A 17,991-nucleotide genomic window follows, 5' to 3' on the forward strand; every position below is an offset into this window, starting at 1 on the left:
CTTCTGACGCCTGGAGAGGGCTCGTTGCTTAGGGCATCATTGCCCCTCATAACCCGTGGGTCGCGGATTCGAGTCCCACCCGCACTACTTACCACCGTGTATGAGTCAGTTGGCACGCAATCCGTGCCCGCGAGCCGTTGGAGACGGGCTCGGCGTGCGCGCCATCTGTGATCAGGCCCGGCGGTGCTCCCGAGCGTTGTGGCGCGACGAGCTCAAATCAGCCCGAGCTCACGCGCCCGGCGGACCGCCTCGCGGCGACTGTGGACTGCGAGCTTGCGATACACGCCCCGGGCATGGGCCTTCACCGTGTTGACCGAAACGAAAAGTTCTGTGGCGATCTCTTCGTTGGTTTCGAGTGACGCCAAATGGCTTAGGACGACGTGCTCACGATCCGTGAGGGGCTCGTCAAGTGGAGTGGGTGCGATAGCGATGGGGCCGGCCGTGCCGATGTCGTCGAGGAGGGCGTCAGCAAATCGCCGAGCATCAGGCTCCGCGTCGCCCCAGAGTCGTAGCCGATGCCTCAGCAGTGCCTCGGGGCGCCCGTTGCCGAGGGCGACAAATGGCCGGCGAATATCCTCCGGTTCGGCAATGGACACCGCCTGGTCGATAGCAGCGAGGGCTCGATGGTCCTCCCGCTGACTGTCGGCCACCAGTGCGGTCACCAGCCAAGCCCGAGCCTTGATGACCGCACTCGGGCATTGCTCGCGCAACACCGACAGGATGTCCTCCGCCACTGCCAGGTTGCCGAGAGCCTGCTCGGCTCGCGCCAGGCACAACCTGACCTCGTCAAGACCCGCGGAGCCACCAGGTGCGTCGGTGATCGCGTCGTCGCCTGCAGCTGGTACGTCGAGCAATGAGCGTAGCCGATTCACGGCGGCGTCTTGACGTCCGCGGGCCAGATCGATCTCGGCTTGGACGAGTGCGACCCATCGTCCGACGAGCGGCGCGATCGCACGATCTTTGAGCTCAGAACCCAAGGCGACCATCAGGTCCTCGGCCCGATTGACTTTCCCCGCCGCGAGCCAGAGCCTCGCCTCGGTCGCGCGCAGCGCCGGGTAGGGGGTGCGGTCCGGGTCGTTGCGCTCGGCGGCCAGGCCGGCGTCGATGAACATCTGGGCGGTCTCGCGGTGGTTTCGCTCCAACTCGATCCGGGCCAGGACCAGGTAGACCACAATGGCCTGGGCGTGCTCGGTCCATCCCCGCTGCTCGATGATCTCCAGGGCCCGGGCCGCCACGTCGTGCGCGGCCTGCACGTCGCCCCGCTCCCACTCGATCAGCGCCAAGTAGCCGAGGCTGTTCACCATCGTGAGGTCGGTTCTCGTGGCGGCGGCCATGCCCATCGACTCGCGCAGCGGCTGCTCGGCTTGATCGGTGTGGGCCGACCAGACGAGCCCGACCCCGAGATTACTCAACGCCGGCGCCTCGTACGTGGGCGCGGCCGGCAATCGCGCCAACTCAGGGTCCGAGAGCCGGCGCAGCAGCCGCCTGGCGGCCACGATCAGGTCGGGCACGCTGCCCTGCACACGGCTCAGCACGAGGTCCGTTACGCAGAGAAACAGTTCGAGCGATGTGCGGGACTCCTCGCCGCGTTCGGTCAACATGTCTCGTGCGTGCGCGACATGGTTGCTGAATCCCGCATAGTCACGAGCGATGAAGCAGGCGATCGCCGCGCATGCTCTCAGCTCTGCGCTGGAGTACAGCTCTGCGGCGGGTATCTCCGCCAGGAGTGCGGCGAACGCCTGCCGCTCGGCCGACAGGGCACGCATCGCGGCGCCATTGACCATCAGGTCTCCGACGAGTTGCCAGTCCCGCGCGCGAACCGCGTGCCGGACCGCCTCGACCGCCTCTCCATGGCCGGCGAACCACCGGGCCGCGCGCCGGTGCAGTTCGGGCGCCAGGTCCGGCTCGTCCAACAGCAGCCGGTGACGGAGCAAGTCGACCAGCAGCGGGTGGTATCGGAACCAGTGGTGGTCTGTTCCGAGGGCCACGACGAAGGCGTTGGACTGCACCAAGCTCTCCAACTCCCCCTGACTCCCACTGCGATCGGTCAACAGATCGGCCAGGTCGGCGCACATGAGGTCCGCGGCGCTCGTCCGCAGCAGGAAGCGGCGGCGCTCCGCAGGCAAGGCCGCGAGGACTTCGTCGAACAGATACTCGGCGACGCCCGAGTCGGTCCCGGTGAACTCCTCGATGCGGTCGACCTCTGCTCTGGTGGCCGCGAACATCGCCGCCAGCCGGATCCCGGCGGCCCATCCATCGGTTCGATCCAGGATTCGATTGCTCAGCGCGGCCGGCAGGTCGACCCCCGAACGCACCAAGAGCTCGCCGGACTCCGCCTCGGTGAAGGCCAGGTCACTCGCGCGTACCTCCGCAAGCGCGCCGTCGACGCGGAGCCGGTGGAGGTGCAGACTCGGGTCAGATCGGGTCACGATCACCAGGTGGAGTGGCAAGGGGTGGCGAAGCATCTCGGTGATCCCGTTGAGGACTTCCGGATTGTGGATCTCGCCGAAGTCGTCGAGGACGAGTGTGAGCGGACGTCGCAGCTGCGACAACTCGAAGATGATCCTTCGTACGACGTCTTGGCCGACTGGCGGTCTGATCATCAGCGATCCGAGCCCTCCGCCCGGGGCTTCGCCGCTGCCGTGAACCGCGGCCACTAGGTAGGACCAGAAGAGGACAGGGTCGTTGTCGAAGGAGTCCAACGACAACCAGGCCACGGGCCGCGCCGCGGATCGCTGCGTGGCCCAGCTGGCGACAAGGATCGTCTTGCCCCAGCCGGCTCCCGCACTGACCAGCGTCATCCGTCCGGAGGTCCCCGCCTCCAGCCGATCGACGAGCCGCGAACGGACCACCAGCCCGGACGGCAGCTGGGGTGCAGCCAGCTTGCTGGTGAGCAAGCTCACCGCGGGCAGCGGCTTGGCTTCGCCGCCAGTTGGCCACCCCGACCCGCGCGATTCTCGTACTGCGCCCTCGGCGCCCGCACGAGTGGACGCCCCCCGCGCCAGTTCTCCAACCTCTGAAGTATCCACTTCGGCCCCCACCTCCCGGCCGGCCCCCGCGGCCCCATCTCCTCCCAGACTAGGCGAATATCACCCGCAAGAACCCTGTGCGGCCCGGACCAATCCGCGGAGGGTCCGTGCGACTACCCATTGGGGATAATGCGCTTCGCGCGCCGCCCCGCGACGCTGGATGTCAACAGTCTCCGACAGCCGAGGTGGCAGCAATGACCAGTTGGGTCTACGAGGTCCAGGTCGTCGGCCGACTCAGTCAGAGCGTCCTCTCCGAACTCGACGCCGAGGTCGGAGAGGTCTTCACGACGACTGAGCCGGTCACCACGCTGATCCGGGCAAACACTCCTGACCAGTCCGCGTTGGTGGGGTTGCTGGACCTGCTCCACGCTCTCGGCCTCAAAGTCTTCGCGCTGCGCCGGGTGATGGACATCGACGAAAGCGGCGATGCGGAGATTCTGCCATTCTCGCCCGGATCTCGACCGGGGCCGTCGACATGATCTTCGAGGCCCGAATCGCCGGTCGGATCGGACCGCTCACCGCCTCGGCACTCCCCCATGGCGCGCTGACCGTTCCCTGCCCTGCCACAACGTTGCTGACGATCGTGAGCCCAGAATCTAGGCGGGTCGCCGAACTCGCTCGTCGGCTGGAATCACACCACGTCGAGATCATCGCCATCCGCTGCCACCAGATCGGGTCCTGACATCGGGCGTCGCCGACGGCCGGTCGGCGCAGCCGCGACCCACAGCGCAGCTGGCGCCGTGGGTCCGTGGCGCGGTTCAGCGTCGTCGTCCAGCAGGACCGAGTACGGCGGGCAGGACTCCGTCGGCAGCCGCTCCATGGCGAACCGCTGTTCAGCCGGCACCAGAAAGACGCAAAGCCCACGGCACCCTTCGCCATCGATTCCAAGGTCTGCCGCTCGATTGTCCACCAGACGGTGCTTGACGAGAAGGAGCCCGGTCGCACCAGCCGGGCGTTCGAAGCGTCAGCCGCCCGCTTCGGCCATCTTTTGTTCGGCGTCGGCCAGGGCGCCCTTGAGGGCCTTGACGTGGTGACCATCCGCCTCGCCGACCACGTGTTTGATCGCTCGCGTCACCGCGGGCTCGACCACTCCTGCAGCTTTGTGAGGGTATGCCAGGATCAGACCGGCGCCGCCGATGGGAATCGTCTCCCCGGCCTGTTCTTCGATCTTTTTGCTCGACTTCTTGTGCAGGAGCTTTCCGCCGACGGCGCCTATGCCTGCTCCGATCGCGGTCGCCGCCAGCAGCGGTGGTGCGAAGAGACCGACTGCGAATCCCACGGCGGCCAGCCCTGCGGTGCCCTCCTCGACCATGTGGTCGGATTGCTCGACCGAGACGTTGCCCTCGAGGTCCTTGCTCACTACGACGGCGCCCCACAGGCGCTCGCCGCAGTTCAGGGCAGCCTCGTAATCCTCCTGTGCTGCATCAACGGACAGGTACCCGCCGATCAGCACATCGGTGGTCTCCTCATCGAACCCCATGGCAGTCCTCCTTGCGGTGTCGTGCGTCACCCTGACAGGCCGTGCGCGGCCTGTCCGTGCTGTTCAGAAGCGTGGATGGTCATCTCGTCATCGGCGGACAAGTGCGGTTTGATGTCGAACACAACCTTCTTGATCGTCCCGGTGAATGCGAACGGCTTCTCGCTGTCGTAACTGAGGTCGACAACGCCGCCGTTGTCCCTGCCGATGTCCATGCCGGAATAGCCTGAGAACCGGATGGGCACGGTGTGGTCCATCCGTCCCTTGCCGACCGGTCGGTCGTCGACGTACAAGGTCACGTCGCCGCCGGTCGCCGGCTGCGCACCGTCAGCCTCGAACTCCATGCGGACCGTCACCTCGCCAGTGGGCATCGCCTCGTCAGCGACCTGTTTGAAAACGGCTACGCCCATCATCGAGTAGGTATGCGTGAGCTTGCCGTCCTTCACATAAAGGGTGAAGCCGCCGAGATGGTCGGCCTCAGCCACGATCACACCTTCGGCCCCACCCTCAGGCACGACAAGGTCGGCCTGGATCGCGTAGGAATGGTTGTAGATCCGCGGGATCATCCCGGACATCACGTTCTGCACGTCGCCCCGGAACTCGAACTTGGTCTGCTCCGGCAGCGGCGGCAGCATTCCGAAGAAGGTGGACAGCGTCGCGAGCAATGGCAGGACCTTGTACTGCTCGGCCTCCTGCCAGAACAGCTCCTTCAGCTCGCGCACCTTGTCGGGGTGCTCCGCAGCCAGGTCCTTCGCCTGGGTGAAATCGTCCGGCAGGTAGTACAGCTCGGTGGGGCCGGCGTCGGGATCCCACACGTCGGGCGCGTAGGGCTTGAGCGCATCGGGGGTGATCACCCACGCGATGCGTTCGGTCTTCATCGCCAGCCACCAGCCGTCCTTGTACATCGCCCGGTTGCCGATCGTTTCGAAGTATTGCTGCGATCGATGCTCCGGCGCGGCCTCGTTGGTCAGTGACGCGGCGAACGAGGTCCCGTGCATCGGCGTCTGCTCGATCCCGTCAACGGTTCGCGGCAAGGGGATCCCTGTCACGTCGAGGACCAGCGGTGCGATGTCGATCACGTGAGCGAACTGCGAGCGAAGGCCGCCGCGGTCGGTGATGTGCCCTGGCCAGTGCAGCACCAAGGGGTTGCGCGTCCCACCCAGGTGGGACCCGACCTGCTTGCCCCACTTGAACGGCGTATTTCCTGCCCATGCCCAGGCCGCCCCATAATGCGGCGCCATCATCGACGTACTCCAGGCGTCGACTCCGCCGTACCGCTCGGACAGCTGCAGCTGCATCTCGTCAGTGAGCGGGATGCCGTTCTGCATCGTCAGCTCGTTGAACGAGCCGGTGACAGTCCCCTCCATGCTGGCGCCGTTGTCACCCCAGATCCAGATGATCAGCGTGTTGTCGAGCTCGCCCAGTTCGTCGATCGCGTCGACCACTCGCCCGACGTTGTGGTCGGCGTTCTCCGAGTAGCCGGCGTACACCTCCATCTGGCGGGCGTAGAACGGCTTCAATTTGTCCGGCACATCATCCCACGCGGGGAACGCCGGGTCCCGAGGCGTCAGTTCGGCGTCGGGTGGAACGACCCCGAGTTCCTTCTGCCGCGCGAAGGTCTGCTCGCGCAACTGGTCCCAGCCTTGGTCGAACTGGCCCTTGTACCGGTCCGCCCACTCCTTCGCGACATGGTGTGGAGCGTGACTGCAGCCCGTCGAGAAGTACACGAAGAACGGCTTCTTGGCATCCTGACCGCGGACGCCGTGCAGCCACTCGATTGTCCTGTCGGCCATGGCGTCCGGGAAGTAGTACGGATGCTCCTCGTCGTAGAACTCGGGCGGCGTACCGATGATCTTCTGGTTCTCGGCCAAGCACGGGTCGTACTGGCTGGCGCCGCCACCGAGGAACCCGTAGAAGTAATCGAATCCCCAACCGGTAGGCCACCGGTCGAGCGGACCGGCCGGACCTTGTTGCCCGTCGGGCGTCAGGTGCCACTTGCCGAAGGCCGCTGTGCTGTACCCGTTGTCCCGCAGGATCCGGGGCAATGGCGCGCAGTCACGCGGCAATGTGGCCGAGTAACCGGGAAAGCCACCGGCGAACTCACCGACCGAGCCGAACCCGACCGCGTGGTTGTTCCGCCCGGTCAGCAGGGCGGCCCGAGTGGGCGAGCACAGCGCCGTGACGTGAAGCCGGTTGTACCGCAGACCGCCGTCCGCGATGCGTGTGAAGTTCGGCGTCCGGATCGGGCCGCCGAACGTGCTCGGATTGCCGAACCCGGCATCGTCGATCAGCACCAGCAGAACATTCGGGGCGTCGTCGGGTGCGGTCGGATGCCCGATCAGGTTCCAGTCCGGCTCGGAGCCGGCCAGCGTTCGGTTGGCCACTCCCGCGAAACTCGGTCGCCTCATCGGAAGGCTGGTGCGATCTACTTGATTCAACGTCCTCGCCGCCCTCGCTCGTGTGGCTGCCGGAGCCACGTTCGACCGTGACCCGCGCTGCTGCTTCTTCTCACGATGGTGTCGGCCGCTTCGGTCGGCATTATCCTGAGTGGGTAATAGCGTCAGCGTCGGCTGACCTACTCCGCGTTTCAGACGCCTTCGAGTGCCTGGAGTCTGCCGGATCTGATGGCTTTCACGAATTCGTCGTAGTCACGGTCGTTCTGGTCGGCGTAACGCTTCGAGAAGTCGGTGATCGCCTGGTCGAACGCGTCCGAATCGCCGAGGTACGCGGTGATGGCGATCGGATCTCCGGATCGTGCATGCGCCCGGGCCAGCGTCCAACCGCAGGTTTGTGCGTAGAAGGCGAGGCCCGTCGGTGACATGGCCTCGACGTCTGCCGAGCCCTTCATGTCGCGCAACTGCCGCCAGTAGAAGTGGCGTGAAACATCCGCTCCCTTCGTCCATCCGAGGAAGATGTCGCTGGCGGCCTGCATCATCCGTTGCCCTTGCACGACCCGCTCGCCGGGCTGCCTGAAGCGGCTCTTCGGCAGGTGGTCCTCCAGCACCGACGCAGTGGCCTCCTTGACCTGCAGGAACAATGGGTCTTGTCCGTCCCTGCCCTGGAGCAGTCCGATAAACGCCCGGGTCCCGACACTGCCGACGCCGACGACCTTTCGGGCCAGATCGACCAACTCGTACCGCTCCAGCAGCTGACGCCGGTCGTTCTGCAAGGTTTGCCTGTAGGCGCGGAACTGGTCATGGAGCGCCTTGCCCACTTCCTCCGGCGCCAGCCCGTAGTCGGTGGCGGCCAGGTCGCGCAGCGGCACCACGATCGGCGGCTGGCTGACGATCCGGTACTTCCCGTCGACCAGCTCGGCGAGCTTGGACAACGCCTGCAAGCTGTCCCGGGTCCGGGCCTTGCCGAAGCTCTTCTTGGCGCGCTTGACGTCCTTTTTCGACTTCTTGCCCTTCTCCTGCGAGCGCGCGGCCGCGAGGATGTCCTCTTCGTCGAGGTGCGCGTACCAGATGTCCAGGGTGCGCATCTTCGCGAACCCGGCCATCGCCTCGCGATACGCCGCCACCGACGCGGCGGTCGCATCCCGGACCTCCGCCTTCCGGAAGCCGTTGTTGCGGGCTGCGATGGTGAAGCTCGCCGCCATCCGCTTCACGTCGTACTCGAACGGCCCCGGCAGCGTCTCGTCGAAGTCGTTGACGTCGAACATCAGCCGGCGCTCGGGGGAAGCGAACCCTCCGAAGTTGGACAGGTGCGCGTCGCCGCACAGCTGGACGGTCAACCCGGCCCTCGGCGTGTCCTTCAGGTCGGCCGCCATGATTTTCGCCGCGCCACGGTAGAACGTGAACGGCGACACCATCATCCGGCCGTGGCGCACCGGCACCAGGTCCTGCTCACGCGTCAGGTTCTGGTCCTCCAGCAGAGCAACCGGGTCGGGGCGGTGCGCCGCCGGCTCCCATCCGGCATGGCTGGAGGGAGGCGTCTGGTGGCCGGCGTCCTTGCCTAGGGCCAGGCGATCGTCGACGCTCGGATGATCGATCTTCGCGGTCAGCGACCTCTCTCTTGTCGTGGTCATCGACCTCTCCTCCTCGAACTGGAAAACTGTGGCGGCCCGGCCCACGCTGGTGGGCTCGGGCCATCGGACCGATCGGTGCTACTGCCGGTGCCGTCGCGGCCCGGCATCGAGTCGTCGTCAGTAGTCGGACTTCATCTCGCGGCCGTGCACGATGACGGCCCAGATGATGATGATGTCGAGGCTGACCATGAGGGTGGACCACAACGGGAACGCCGCCAGGAAGGCGACGTTGACCACAGCGCTGGCCAGCGCGGCCAGGACAGCGACGATCCGGGCCCACATCCGGCCGACGAGCAACGCGAGCCCCGCCAGCGCGATGATGATGCCCAGCACCAGGTGGACCCACCCCCACGTCGTGTAGTCGACGTGGATCGTCAATCCACTCTTGCGCACCAGGTAGTAGTCGTCATTGAGCAGTGCGATGAATCCCTGGAACGCGTGGAAGGACCCGAGCATCACCATCATCATCGACGCGAACGCGATCCAGCCGGTCCAGCCGGTCATGCCGACTGATTCCGACCCATCGACCCGAGCATCGGCCGAATAGCTTGCATCGGCATTTGACGAGTGCGTCATGGTGGACCTCCCGTTCGAGAACGTGGGTCAAGCCTGCGGCCGGCGCAGGCTGGGCGCCTCGTCCTCAACGGGTAATCGGGCTGGCCCTCGCCGTACCGGACACTCCCTGACCGCTCCATGCATGGCTTGGCTGAAGTCGGGCTGAGCCGACGGAGTGTAGGCATACGTACACGCTCAGCCTGCGAGGCTGATGAGAGCCTGGGCGACAAGCACCAGACCGATCGCCACGAACAGTGCGCTCACCACGACCCTGCTGTTCTGCTCCAGCCACTCCCTCAGGCGGTCCAACGAGGGTCGCAGCCGGTCTCTCGCGACCAGGTAGGAGAGCACGGGGACGGCCACGGTGCTGGTCGCGATGACGGTGAAGACTGCGATCGCGGCAACCTGCTCAACAGTCTCCGCTGACGTGCCGCCGATCATTGCCCCGGCCACCGCACAGATTGCCAGGTTCTTCGGATTCAACGCCGAGAGCACCACTCCCAGGCCCGCGGCCCTCCGCCGGGAAAAGGAGTCGAGCGCGTCCATCCAACGGGGACGTGTCGTCGCGGCCGGCGACCTCCGCCGCCACAACCACCCGCGAATCCCCAGGAGCAGGAGGAGCAGACCCAACCACAGGAGAATCCAGTCGGTCGCCGGCGGAGATGTATCCGATCGTGCTTCGACCCGGGATGTCGAGGCAAACAGCGCGGACACCGTCGTCACTACGGCAATTCCCGCTGTCCAGCCAAGCAGGAACCCCAGCCCGGTGTCCGTTGAATGCCGTGCCAGGAGCATCAACAGTGTCGCGATGACCGGCACCGGGCTGAGTGCAACGGCAACCGCCAACGGAAACGGATCAACGATCAACCCGCCCACCCCCTCGACGACAGTTGCCGCCCGCCGGGCCCCGCCACAGCTCCTCGGCGAACCACTACTGCGTGGGCGAGCGCCAGCGCCGTCTGTTCCGCTCGCCAACATGCCACCCGGCGGGGTCTGGTGAAATCATCCCTCAGGACGGCCGGTGGACCGTGCCTTGGAGCGAAGATCGACGTCCCACGGTTGTGCCACGAAGACAACAACTCGCACCCGTCGCGGCGAAATGTGTGCCCTTCGCTGGAGCAATCGAGCGAACCAGGAGGGCGCAACATCAGTGCTCACGATGGAGCGCTCAACCTTCATCAGTGACGATGGCGACCTTGAGGAGAAGGACACCAAGTCACATCAGCACAGCCGGATCCTCCTTGAACCCGAGGCCGCCGGGGTGCTCGACGAGCAAGAAACCTGCGAGAGGCAAGGTACAGACCTCGAGCGGCGGCGCCAAACGCGCGCACGGCGGTCGGATCGGTCCGCGCCCGGACAACGACCAGCGCCGGCCTTGAGGCCAGCGGGCGATGTGACCGCCGGGCTCGCTCGGTATCACGACAGGCCACGTCGTTGACGCAGAAGGGAGGCTCATGTCCCATCTGCTGTCCCCGACGACAGGTTCAGGGCCGTCGCACCCGACATTTACACGCCCCAGGTTCGCGCGCCGTGCCTGTGTGCGCGGCGGAGGGCGCCGGGCGGGTTGGGTAGCGGACGCCGTCCCAGCCCCGCGGTCAGAGCTCGTCTGCATCGACCCTGATGGTGGCCTGCGGCAACGGCTACTCGACGCGTGTCACCCTCGTCACGGGTGGGATCGTATACGAGCCCGCGTCGATGACGAGGCCGTCCTCCGTCCGTCCATCCAGCAACTCATCCTTCGGCTGGTAGATCCGGGCGCTCAGGTTGAACGGTCCACTCGGGGGACAGGGCAGCCAGTTCGCCTCCTTGTCGGCGCCAGGCGGCCGAGCCTGGATGTACACGTCCAAGGAACCGTCCGGGTGGTACGCCAGCGGCATACGAGACGTGACCGCGTACCGCTCGATCGCGTTGCGCACATAGAAGTTCTCCCGGTACGCAGAGATGGACCAGGCTCCACTGTGCGATGGGAACGTTCGGTCCGGTTCGAAGTGGATCAGGTACTCGTTCTCGCCTTCGAGCGGCTTCCCATCTCCGTCCACGAAGGCGCTTGGATACACGCAATCCTCCGCCGTGAGCGCGCCGAGGCCAACGAACGCTATGAATGCCCGGGTTTCGTACTCCGTCCCGTACCGGCCGAGTTCATAGGGAGCAGCCAACCGTTTACGGTCCTCATGGCGTAAGGAGCGGATCACCAAGCTAGCGCTGGCCTGCAGAACGAGCATCACTCCGAACGGATAAACTGCTGAGCATCCCGCACGATTCGCTTGACGACTGCAGCGAGACGCACGGGACTCGGGTTCACGCTCGCAGGACATGACCGCCGCCGATGCCCGCAAGCCGATCACCGTGAACGAGCTTCGTACCCCGGCAGCCGACCGTATTTCCCTCGCGACTGATGGACGGGCTGAAGCCAGACGCTCGGGTGCGCTCACCGGAGTACGGCACCGGGACGACCAGTGGTGGCGAGCTGATCATCTGGTGCTCGCCGTCGTCCAGGCGAGCGAGCTTGCGGGTGGCCAAGATGCTGTCCTTGAGGATGCGGCTGGATCGTCGGCGTCAGAGGACGGCGGTGACGGGGCTAGGGCGTGGAAGCGGTGGCGGCTTGGTGGGCCTCCTCGAGATCGTCGTCGGACACTGTGTGCGACTCCGTCGTGCCGCCCAGATCTGTCAGCTTGGTCGAGACGGCGTCCGCTTCGCTCACCGGCGCCAGCACCCCGACGGCGGCCTTGCCATCGGTGAGCGCGGCTCCGAGGCGTTCACGGTCGGCCTTGTCCAGGCCGAGGCCCTTGTGGTGCAGCGCACCGACAAGTCCACCGCCGATCAGTCCGACGCCGAGGCCTATCGGGGTGAACAAGGCCAGCGCCACACCAATGCCGGCCCCCTTGCCGGTGGAGCGTTTGCCTACCTTCTCGGCCTTGACCTCACCTTTCTCGTTGAGGACGAGAACGCCGATCGCATCATGGCTCGCGAGCCCGGAGTCCTTGAGGGTCTGCGCCGCGGAATCCGCCGCGGCCTCGTTCGCGAATACTGCCAGCACAACGATCTTGTTTCCCATGGGATTTCCTCTTTAGGTGGCATGTCGCAGATCCGCGACATGCCCGTTCTAGTCCGCCGCCAGACGTACCGCGTCACCCCCAGCGGGCGATCCGGTCAGAGTGACGCGCCTACCGTCGCTTAGACCACCATTGGCAGCCACCTAGCCCACGCTCTCGACCTTCACCAGGCTCAGGCTGCGTCTCCCAACGTGCTGCCCGGCAAACAGGGACTTCGACGCACGGTGAGGGGACGGGCCGATGAGTGACGACGCGGACGCCATTGCACGAGCAGAGAGGGCCAAGGATCCACCATCGCCGTCGCCGTCGCCGTCGGCAGGTCGCGACGCAACACCCTCGTGGTCGGTGCACTCGCCGTGCCGTTGTCGATGGTCCTGCTGCGTGCCGGCCTGAGCCTCTTCCGGATCTTCTACCTCGACGCGATCCCGGCCGACCAGCCTCCGGCGGATGCCGCCGGAGCAATCTACGACACCTGGTGCGCTTCATCATCGACAACCTGGCGGCGATGCTCTTGCTGTTCCTGGATATCGCAGCCATCGCGTTGGTCACCGGCCCTGCCAAGGCTCCGACCATCCTGAGGACCGGGTTCGGGAAGCCTGTCGACGCGATTCGCGACCGCTCCGAGAGGCCTGGGATCGCGCCGGTCATGTGGGCGAGCTGGTCTATACCAACGAATCGGTAGACGTACTCGACAGGTCTATCGAGGACGGCGGCGGCCTGAGCCCGCCGACCGGGCACGCCAAGACTCGCAGCATCAAACCGGCACAGCACGGCTCAGTCGCAAGGAGTCGCGTGATGACGGCGCACGCTCACCAGTTCAGCGTGGGAACAGCGTGGGAAGGGAGAGGTGTTGATTCGAGTCGACTGGAGCCAAGACCGCCCGAACTGGTGTTGCCTGGTTACGCCCTGAGGGGCGCATGTCGGTGGGGTGCGTCGGTTTCCTAAACCGTGCGTCGTCAGGTGAGGTCCCGACTGGACCGCCCGATCTCCGACCGACCGAGGCGCGATCGCTGCTCCGAGGCGCGCCGCACAGGCTCAGTCGCCGACGGTCGTTGACGACTGATCGGAGCCGTCCGTGGGCACCACGCCACCGCTCCCACTCGGCAGCTCCCCTTGCGCTCCTCCTCGCCGAGGCTCTGTTCGGACGCCTGCCTCCGTGTGAGGTCTTCGCGCATCCGCTCCTTAAGGGTATCCAGACTGGAGTCGCGGGCCGCCCGTGATTGCTCCATCTCCTGAGCTCGGCCGCCTCTGGCGATCGCGACCACGCCGCCAACCACTCGTGACGCTGCGTATTGATCTTGGTCGTATTCCGCCCGACCGCGACGTCCGGACGACGCCCGTTGACCGGGCAGGGGGAACCGGGCGGGGCGAAGAGAACCGTGCGGCGTATCCACGCGAACTCGCTTAGGGGCCTAATCTGAGGAAGTTTGGCCCTCGATTTGAGGTGATGAGCCCGATGTGTGGCGCAGCCTGCGCGAAAGACCATGAAGGGAGCGGCGATCCCGCCGCATCGAATCATGGAGAAGTCATGAACCGCAGGAACTCAGCCATCGCAGTTTCCGCACTCGCGTTGGGCGCCGCCGCGTTCATTGCGACCGAAGCGTCGGCACAACAACCCCCGGAGCCGAGGTCTGGGGACAGCACCGTACCGGCGTCGGTGACCAAGCGGGTGGAGGTGCCAGTGGACGATGCAGCCGTCGAGGCCGTCCAGGCCGGCGCATCCGCGCTCGGCGGTGCGGGCCTGGCCCTCGGTGGGCTGTGGCTGTACCGACGTGGCCACGCGCCTGCCATCTAGGTGGATCGCCGTACGTACATATCCTCGTAGGTACGGCGGTTGCCTATCATCCGCATGATCTTGGGCAGATACACGCTGGCGAGTTTGTTGCCCGTGACAGCGTCGATCGTTGTGCTCGACGTGCCGCCCGGGAACGGCATCCTGAGCCAACGTCCCCGATCGCATTGATCTCGGAGGCCCGCCGTCCCGAGCCGGGCTGGTTCAGTCCGGGTTGACTGTGGGCGGGCCGAGTCTGAGAGCGAGCGCGGATACATTTTGACGCGACGATGTTCCCGTTTTGCGGAGAAGGTTCGAGACATGGACGCTGACTGTCTTCTTGCTGATGAACAGGGCGTCGGCGATCTCTGCATAGGTTCTCCCCGCGATGAGGTGGGTCAGGATCTCTAGTTCTCGCTGCGTCAGCGCAGTGAAGGGCGCCGGCAGCGCGTCGTGTCGCGGCAGCACAGTAGGTTCTTCGAGCGAGATCTTGCCGAGGGCCGCCAGGCCGGCTGCCTGCCGCTGCATTGGGTGAGCCTCAGATGCAGCCGCGAATTGATGCACCGCTCTGAGTGGCGCGGCGACGATGGAAGGACCTGCTCCCTCGGCCAGCAGGGCTTCGGCCCATCGCCAGGACGCGATCATTTGCTCCCATCGCAGGCCCGCGGCTTCGCACGAAGCGACGGCTTCCTGCCACGTCGAAGATGTGACCGCCTCACCGTTGCACCGCCCCGTCTCCGCGTTGAAGAGTGCTTCGATCGCCGGTTGGACACGGTCCTCGGCCACCAGCACCTCGAACGGCCGATGAGGGAGATCCTTGCGTAATGCAACGAGGCTGTCGAGGGCCGCTCTCGCAGAGCTGACTCGATCGCCGTCGTGTCGGTCTCGGGCATCCTGCGCCATGTCTGCTGCAGCACGCGCACCCCACATCAGCATCTCGTCGGCAACATGGGGATCTATGGACTGGGCTGCAAGCGTCCGCGTGAGCATTTCGAGAGCTTGGTCGGGATGACCATCTGCCAGGAGGTACTCGGCCAGGATCGGCGGGGCCATTAAGCCTGGCCGCTCGTCGAGGTTCGGTATCGCTTCTCTCGCTCGTTGTAGGTGCAGACGGGCGACCTCGATGTCTCCTCGCCGGGTGGACAGCAGCGCGGCCGCGAGCCGTACGTCAGCTGTCTTGTTCGCCCCCTCGGCCAAGGCGAGGCCTTGGCGGATGACGCGGCTGGCCTCTTCGAAGCGCCCGAACATGAGGAGCTGGCACGCCAGGGCACGTGTGAGGCCGGAGACCACGTTCAACGCGCCTGCGTCGAGGGTGTCGCTGAGCCCTTCGGCCATGATCTCGGCCGACTCGGCCACGCGGCCGCGCGCTTCGAGGTAGTCCGACCTGATCATTCGAGCGTCCTCGAGCAAGATAGGATTTTGCGTCATCTGGGCGAAACGCAGGCACTCGGCTGAGTCGCGGTCGGACCGGTCCTCCCGGATGAACGCCAAGGCCCGCGACCTGTAAGCATGCGTCAGTGCTTCGTTGGACCCGGACCGATGCGCTGCCTGGACTGCTTGCTCGGCGTATCGTCGCGCCACCTCGGGGGCGTTCGCGAACGTGTGAGACTCGCTCAGCTCGGCGAGCGCCTCGGCATACTCCCTGCTGTCAGCGAACGCACGGGCCAGTTCGACAGCGTGCTCGAGCTCGTGGATCGGTTCGCCCGTGGCTCGGCCCGTTGACACGGCGCTATAGGACCAGCGCCTGAGGACCCGGCTCGCCCGCAGTGGGTCGGCGCGTTCATCGACCAAATCATGCGCCCGATTCCACGCCGTGAAGACTGACTCGTCATCACCCGCCAACTGGTGCGCCCCAGCGACGCGCCCCAGCAGGTCCAGTTCCTTGCCCACGCTCTGGGCGTCGCCGCGATGGACGGTAGGCCACAGCCGCGCCGCCCGGCTCAGGTGGAGCGCCTCCTCGCGAAGTGCCTTGACTTCTCGCGCGAGATCGGCTGCGCGTAGCGACGCCTCGAGGCAGGACTCCAGGTCCCCTGCACCCTGGTAGTGCAGCGCCAGGTCGCCGTGCCGTCGTACCTCGTCGAGGCCTGTGCGGGACCGAGACTCGAGCGCCTTCGCCCATGCCGCATGGATTGGGCCTGCCTCGCCGGGGACGAAGGTTCCGCACAGTACGTCGGTCAGCAGCGGGTGCCGGAACCAGCACGTTTCGGCGCCCAGCGCTACGCAGATCCCGGCGTTCGTCGCTTCGACCAGCGCGGCGACGACGGCCTCGGCGCCGATTCCGCGTGCCGCGGCGACCCCGGTGAGATCGTCGACCAGGACAGGCCGTCCGCCGACCGCCAGGATCCGCATGACCTCCCGCGCCGGCGCCGACAGCCGGTGCCACGCCCCGAGCAACGCTCCCGTCAATTGTGTCGGCAGATCAGCAGGAAGGCCGTCATCTGCGAGCGTGACTCCACCGACGAGCAGTTCGCTGAGGTAGGGATTGCCGTCGGACCGTCGTATCACGTCGGCTATCAGGCGCGGATGTGGTCGGCCACCCAGCAGCAAGGCGAGCTGGTCCTCGGTCTCGTCCCGGCTCAGCCTGTTCAGCCGGAGAGACGAAACGGACGGCAGCCGGGTCAGGTCGGCCAGCCAGCTGTGCAGCGGATGCCCCACGGCGAGTTCCTCGTCCCGATACGTCGCCAGCACTGCCAGCCGCTGGCTCCTGAAGCCCGCAACCAAATACGTGATCGCATCACGCGACGCCGGATCCGCCCACTGCACATCATCCACGACCAGCACCGTCGGCCGCCGGGCTGCGATCGCCATCACCAGCCCATCGACCACCGACAGCAGCCGAACCGCCCCGAGTGAGGCCTGCCCACCACCCAAGGAAGGCAACAATTCAGCAGCGGCCGGAACAGCGGCCAAGACCTCGGACACCTCCGAGGGCGCGGCCGACTCGAGCCAGCCCTCCAAGGCGTTGATCAGCGGCAGGTACGGCGAGTCGACAGATCCAAAATGGACGCACTGCCCCCACAGCACGACAAAGCCCCGCCCGACAGCAGCGTCGCAGATCCGCCTGACCAGGCAGGTCTTTCCCACGCCCGCCTCGCCGTGCACGAACACCGCACACGGCCGACCTTCAGCCGCCCCCTGAATCGCGGCACCGAGAATCCGCTGTTCCTCGACCCGCCCCGCAACGAGGGATGGCCGCGCAACTGCCGGCTCACCCACGCCACCCAGTCTGCGCCGCACGCGCCGAATTGTCTCCGTCGACCTGCCCAGGCCGACCAAACACACGCCGCGAACGACTGATCCGACCGGGCAGGCGACTGAGATCCGGCAGACTTGCGGGGTGTCGTCAGTCCCCGTTCATCTCGACCGACGCGAAGATCGTGGTGGGGGCGGTCGCGTCGGCGTCCCCCGATCCGATCCCGATCGTGCTGCTACCGGGTTTCGAGTACCGGATGCGCTAGTGGCGGCACCCGGGCACCCATGAGATCCACTGGCGGCTAGAGCCAGGAAGTCCACCCAGCACGGCGACGACGAGCCTCACTCACTCACCGCCAACTGTAGCTTTCAGCAAGCGAGTGCGCCGTTCCGTTGGTCGGCGACAACACCAACGTCCGCAATTCGGCCGTGGGCTAGGAGTGGCCGGCCACACCATGGCGATCAGGTTGAAGCCGCCGAATCTGCGCGCGGACGAGGTGCGGCCGTCTCCGCCCACGCGCTTCGGTTGTGCAACCTGTCGAACGACTGACTGACGACCTTCTCATGACGAGGAGGAACGACAACGCCTCATCTGCCCTCTACCAGCAACTTTGCCATCATCCTCTTCGCACCACGGCCACATACCCCGCGTCAGTTGACACCTCTTCGCACCACACCCGCACCACGCCTGAGACTGGTGCCCCTGAGACCGCATCGCCCGCGTGGCAACAAGATGCAAATCGCTGGTCGCCTGCTCGCCTGTGACTACCCTGCGTGGAATGAACGGGGCCGACAGCAACCAAACTGCCAACCGCCAAAGGCACTCCGCTCCGCACGTGCCTGACATGATCAGCCCAGGGGGCGTCCAATCGCCGGAGCCGCTGCCG

General features: G+C 66.1%; 14 protein-coding genes. 3 read left to right on the top strand and 11 right to left on the bottom strand.

What is annotated here, in order from left to right; translation table 11 throughout:
- Positions 1-212: 212 nt before the first annotated feature.
- On the bottom strand, positions 213-2,903 hold the full coding sequence (locus ACZ3HV_RS39700; protein ID WP_465692467.1) for a winged helix-turn-helix domain-containing protein: 2,691 nt from the start codon (positions 2,901-2,903) through the stop codon (positions 213-215).
- Between the two features lie 320 nt (positions 2,904-3,223).
- Between ACZ3HV_RS39700 and ACZ3HV_RS39705 the strand changes: the two genes are divergently transcribed.
- Positions 3,224-3,508 carry a hypothetical protein gene (locus ACZ3HV_RS39705; RefSeq protein ID WP_465692469.1) on the top strand — a complete coding sequence of 95 codons (285 nt, stop codon included), beginning with the start codon at positions 3,224-3,226 and terminating at the stop codon, positions 3,506-3,508.
- A gap of 152 nt (positions 3,509-3,660) precedes the next feature.
- Here ACZ3HV_RS39705 and ACZ3HV_RS39710 read toward each other — a convergent pair whose 3' ends face one another.
- The 9 genes from ACZ3HV_RS39710 to ACZ3HV_RS39750 all read right to left on the bottom strand — a co-directional run bounded on the left by ACZ3HV_RS39710 (position 3,661) and on the right by ACZ3HV_RS39750 (position 12,143).
- The gene (locus ACZ3HV_RS39710) at positions 3,661-3,873 is read right to left on the bottom strand and encodes a hypothetical protein (protein ID WP_465692471.1); all 213 of its coding nucleotides are present in this window, start codon (positions 3,871-3,873) and stop codon (positions 3,661-3,663) included.
- Positions 3,874-3,993: 120 nt separating this feature from the next.
- The gene (locus ACZ3HV_RS39715; protein ID WP_465692473.1) at positions 3,994-4,509 is read right to left on the bottom strand and encodes a DUF1269 domain-containing protein; all 516 of its coding nucleotides are present in this window, start codon (positions 4,507-4,509) and stop codon (positions 3,994-3,996) included.
- Positions 4,510-4,535: 26 nt separating this feature from the next.
- A complete protein-coding gene (locus ACZ3HV_RS39720; RefSeq protein WP_465692475.1) occupies positions 4,536-6,914 on the bottom strand; it encodes an arylsulfatase in 2,379 nt (792 codons plus the stop codon).
- A gap of 179 nt (positions 6,915-7,093) precedes the next feature.
- On the bottom strand, positions 7,094-8,533 hold the full coding sequence (locus ACZ3HV_RS39725; protein ID WP_465692477.1) for a DUF2252 domain-containing protein: 1,440 nt from the start codon (positions 8,531-8,533) through the stop codon (positions 7,094-7,096).
- A 117-nt stretch (positions 8,534-8,650) separates the two neighbouring features.
- On the bottom strand, positions 8,651-9,037 hold the full coding sequence (locus tag ACZ3HV_RS39730; RefSeq protein WP_465692479.1) for a DUF7144 family membrane protein: 387 nt from the start codon (positions 9,035-9,037) through the stop codon (positions 8,651-8,653).
- A gap of 246 nt (positions 9,038-9,283) precedes the next feature.
- Positions 9,284-10,066: a GAP family protein gene (locus ACZ3HV_RS39735; RefSeq protein WP_465692481.1), complete on the bottom strand. Its 783-nt coding sequence runs from the start codon at positions 10,064-10,066 to the stop codon at positions 9,284-9,286.
- Positions 10,067-10,728: 662 nt separating this feature from the next.
- Positions 10,729-11,310 (bottom strand): DUF1214 domain-containing protein, encoded by a 582-nt coding sequence (locus ACZ3HV_RS39740; protein ID WP_465692482.1) that lies wholly within the window; start codon positions 11,308-11,310, stop codon positions 10,729-10,731.
- Positions 11,311-11,386: 76 nt separating this feature from the next.
- The gene (locus ACZ3HV_RS39745; protein ID WP_465692484.1) at positions 11,387-11,608 is read right to left on the bottom strand and encodes a hypothetical protein; all 222 of its coding nucleotides are present in this window, start codon (positions 11,606-11,608) and stop codon (positions 11,387-11,389) included.
- Between the two features lie 58 nt (positions 11,609-11,666).
- The gene (locus tag ACZ3HV_RS39750) at positions 11,667-12,143 is read right to left on the bottom strand and encodes a DUF1269 domain-containing protein (RefSeq protein WP_465692486.1); all 477 of its coding nucleotides are present in this window, start codon (positions 12,141-12,143) and stop codon (positions 11,667-11,669) included.
- A gap of 473 nt (positions 12,144-12,616) precedes the next feature.
- On the opposite strand from ACZ3HV_RS39750, the gene ACZ3HV_RS39755 reads away from it, so the two are divergent.
- Positions 12,617-12,823 carry a hypothetical protein gene (locus ACZ3HV_RS39755; RefSeq protein ID WP_465692488.1) on the top strand — a complete coding sequence of 69 codons (207 nt, stop codon included), beginning with the start codon at positions 12,617-12,619 and terminating at the stop codon, positions 12,821-12,823.
- 846 nt (positions 12,824-13,669) lie between these two features.
- On the top strand, positions 13,670-13,936 hold the full coding sequence (locus ACZ3HV_RS39760) for a hypothetical protein (RefSeq protein WP_465692490.1): 267 nt from the start codon (positions 13,670-13,672) through the stop codon (positions 13,934-13,936).
- Positions 13,937-14,137: 201 nt separating this feature from the next.
- On the opposite strand, the gene ACZ3HV_RS39765 is transcribed toward ACZ3HV_RS39760, so the two are convergent.
- The gene (locus ACZ3HV_RS39765) at positions 14,138-17,188 is read right to left on the bottom strand and encodes a helix-turn-helix transcriptional regulator (RefSeq protein WP_465692492.1); all 3,051 of its coding nucleotides are present in this window, start codon (positions 17,186-17,188) and stop codon (positions 14,138-14,140) included.
- Positions 17,189-17,991: the final 803 nt, after the last annotated feature.

Source organism: Kribbella sp. NPDC020701 (assembly GCF_055562215.1).

Coding starts and splice junctions, on each gene's coding strand:
- ACZ3HV_RS39705 (WP_465692469.1), top strand. CDS start 3,224: ATGACCAGTTGGGTCTACGAGGTCCAGGTCGTCGGCCGACTCAGTCAG.
- ACZ3HV_RS39715 (WP_465692473.1), bottom strand. CDS start 4,509: ATGGGGTTCGATGAGGAGACCACCGATGTGCTGATCGGCGGGTACCTG.
- ACZ3HV_RS39720 (WP_465692475.1), bottom strand. CDS start 6,914: ATGAGGCGACCGAGTTTCGCGGGAGTGGCCAACCGAACGCTGGCCGGC.
- ACZ3HV_RS39725 (WP_465692477.1), bottom strand. CDS start 8,533: ATGACCACGACAAGAGAGAGGTCGCTGACCGCGAAGATCGATCATCCG.
- ACZ3HV_RS39730 (WP_465692479.1), bottom strand. CDS start 9,037: ATGACCGGCTGGACCGGCTGGATCGCGTTCGCGTCGATGATGATGGTG.
- ACZ3HV_RS39735 (WP_465692481.1), bottom strand. CDS start 10,066: ATGTTGGCGAGCGGAACAGACGGCGCTGGCGCTCGCCCACGCAGTAGT.
- ACZ3HV_RS39740 (WP_465692482.1), bottom strand. CDS start 11,310: ATGCTCGTTCTGCAGGCCAGCGCTAGCTTGGTGATCCGCTCCTTACGC.
- ACZ3HV_RS39750 (WP_465692486.1), bottom strand. CDS start 12,143: ATGGGAAACAAGATCGTTGTGCTGGCAGTATTCGCGAACGAGGCCGCG.
- ACZ3HV_RS39760 (WP_465692490.1), top strand. CDS start 13,670: ATGAACCGCAGGAACTCAGCCATCGCAGTTTCCGCACTCGCGTTGGGC.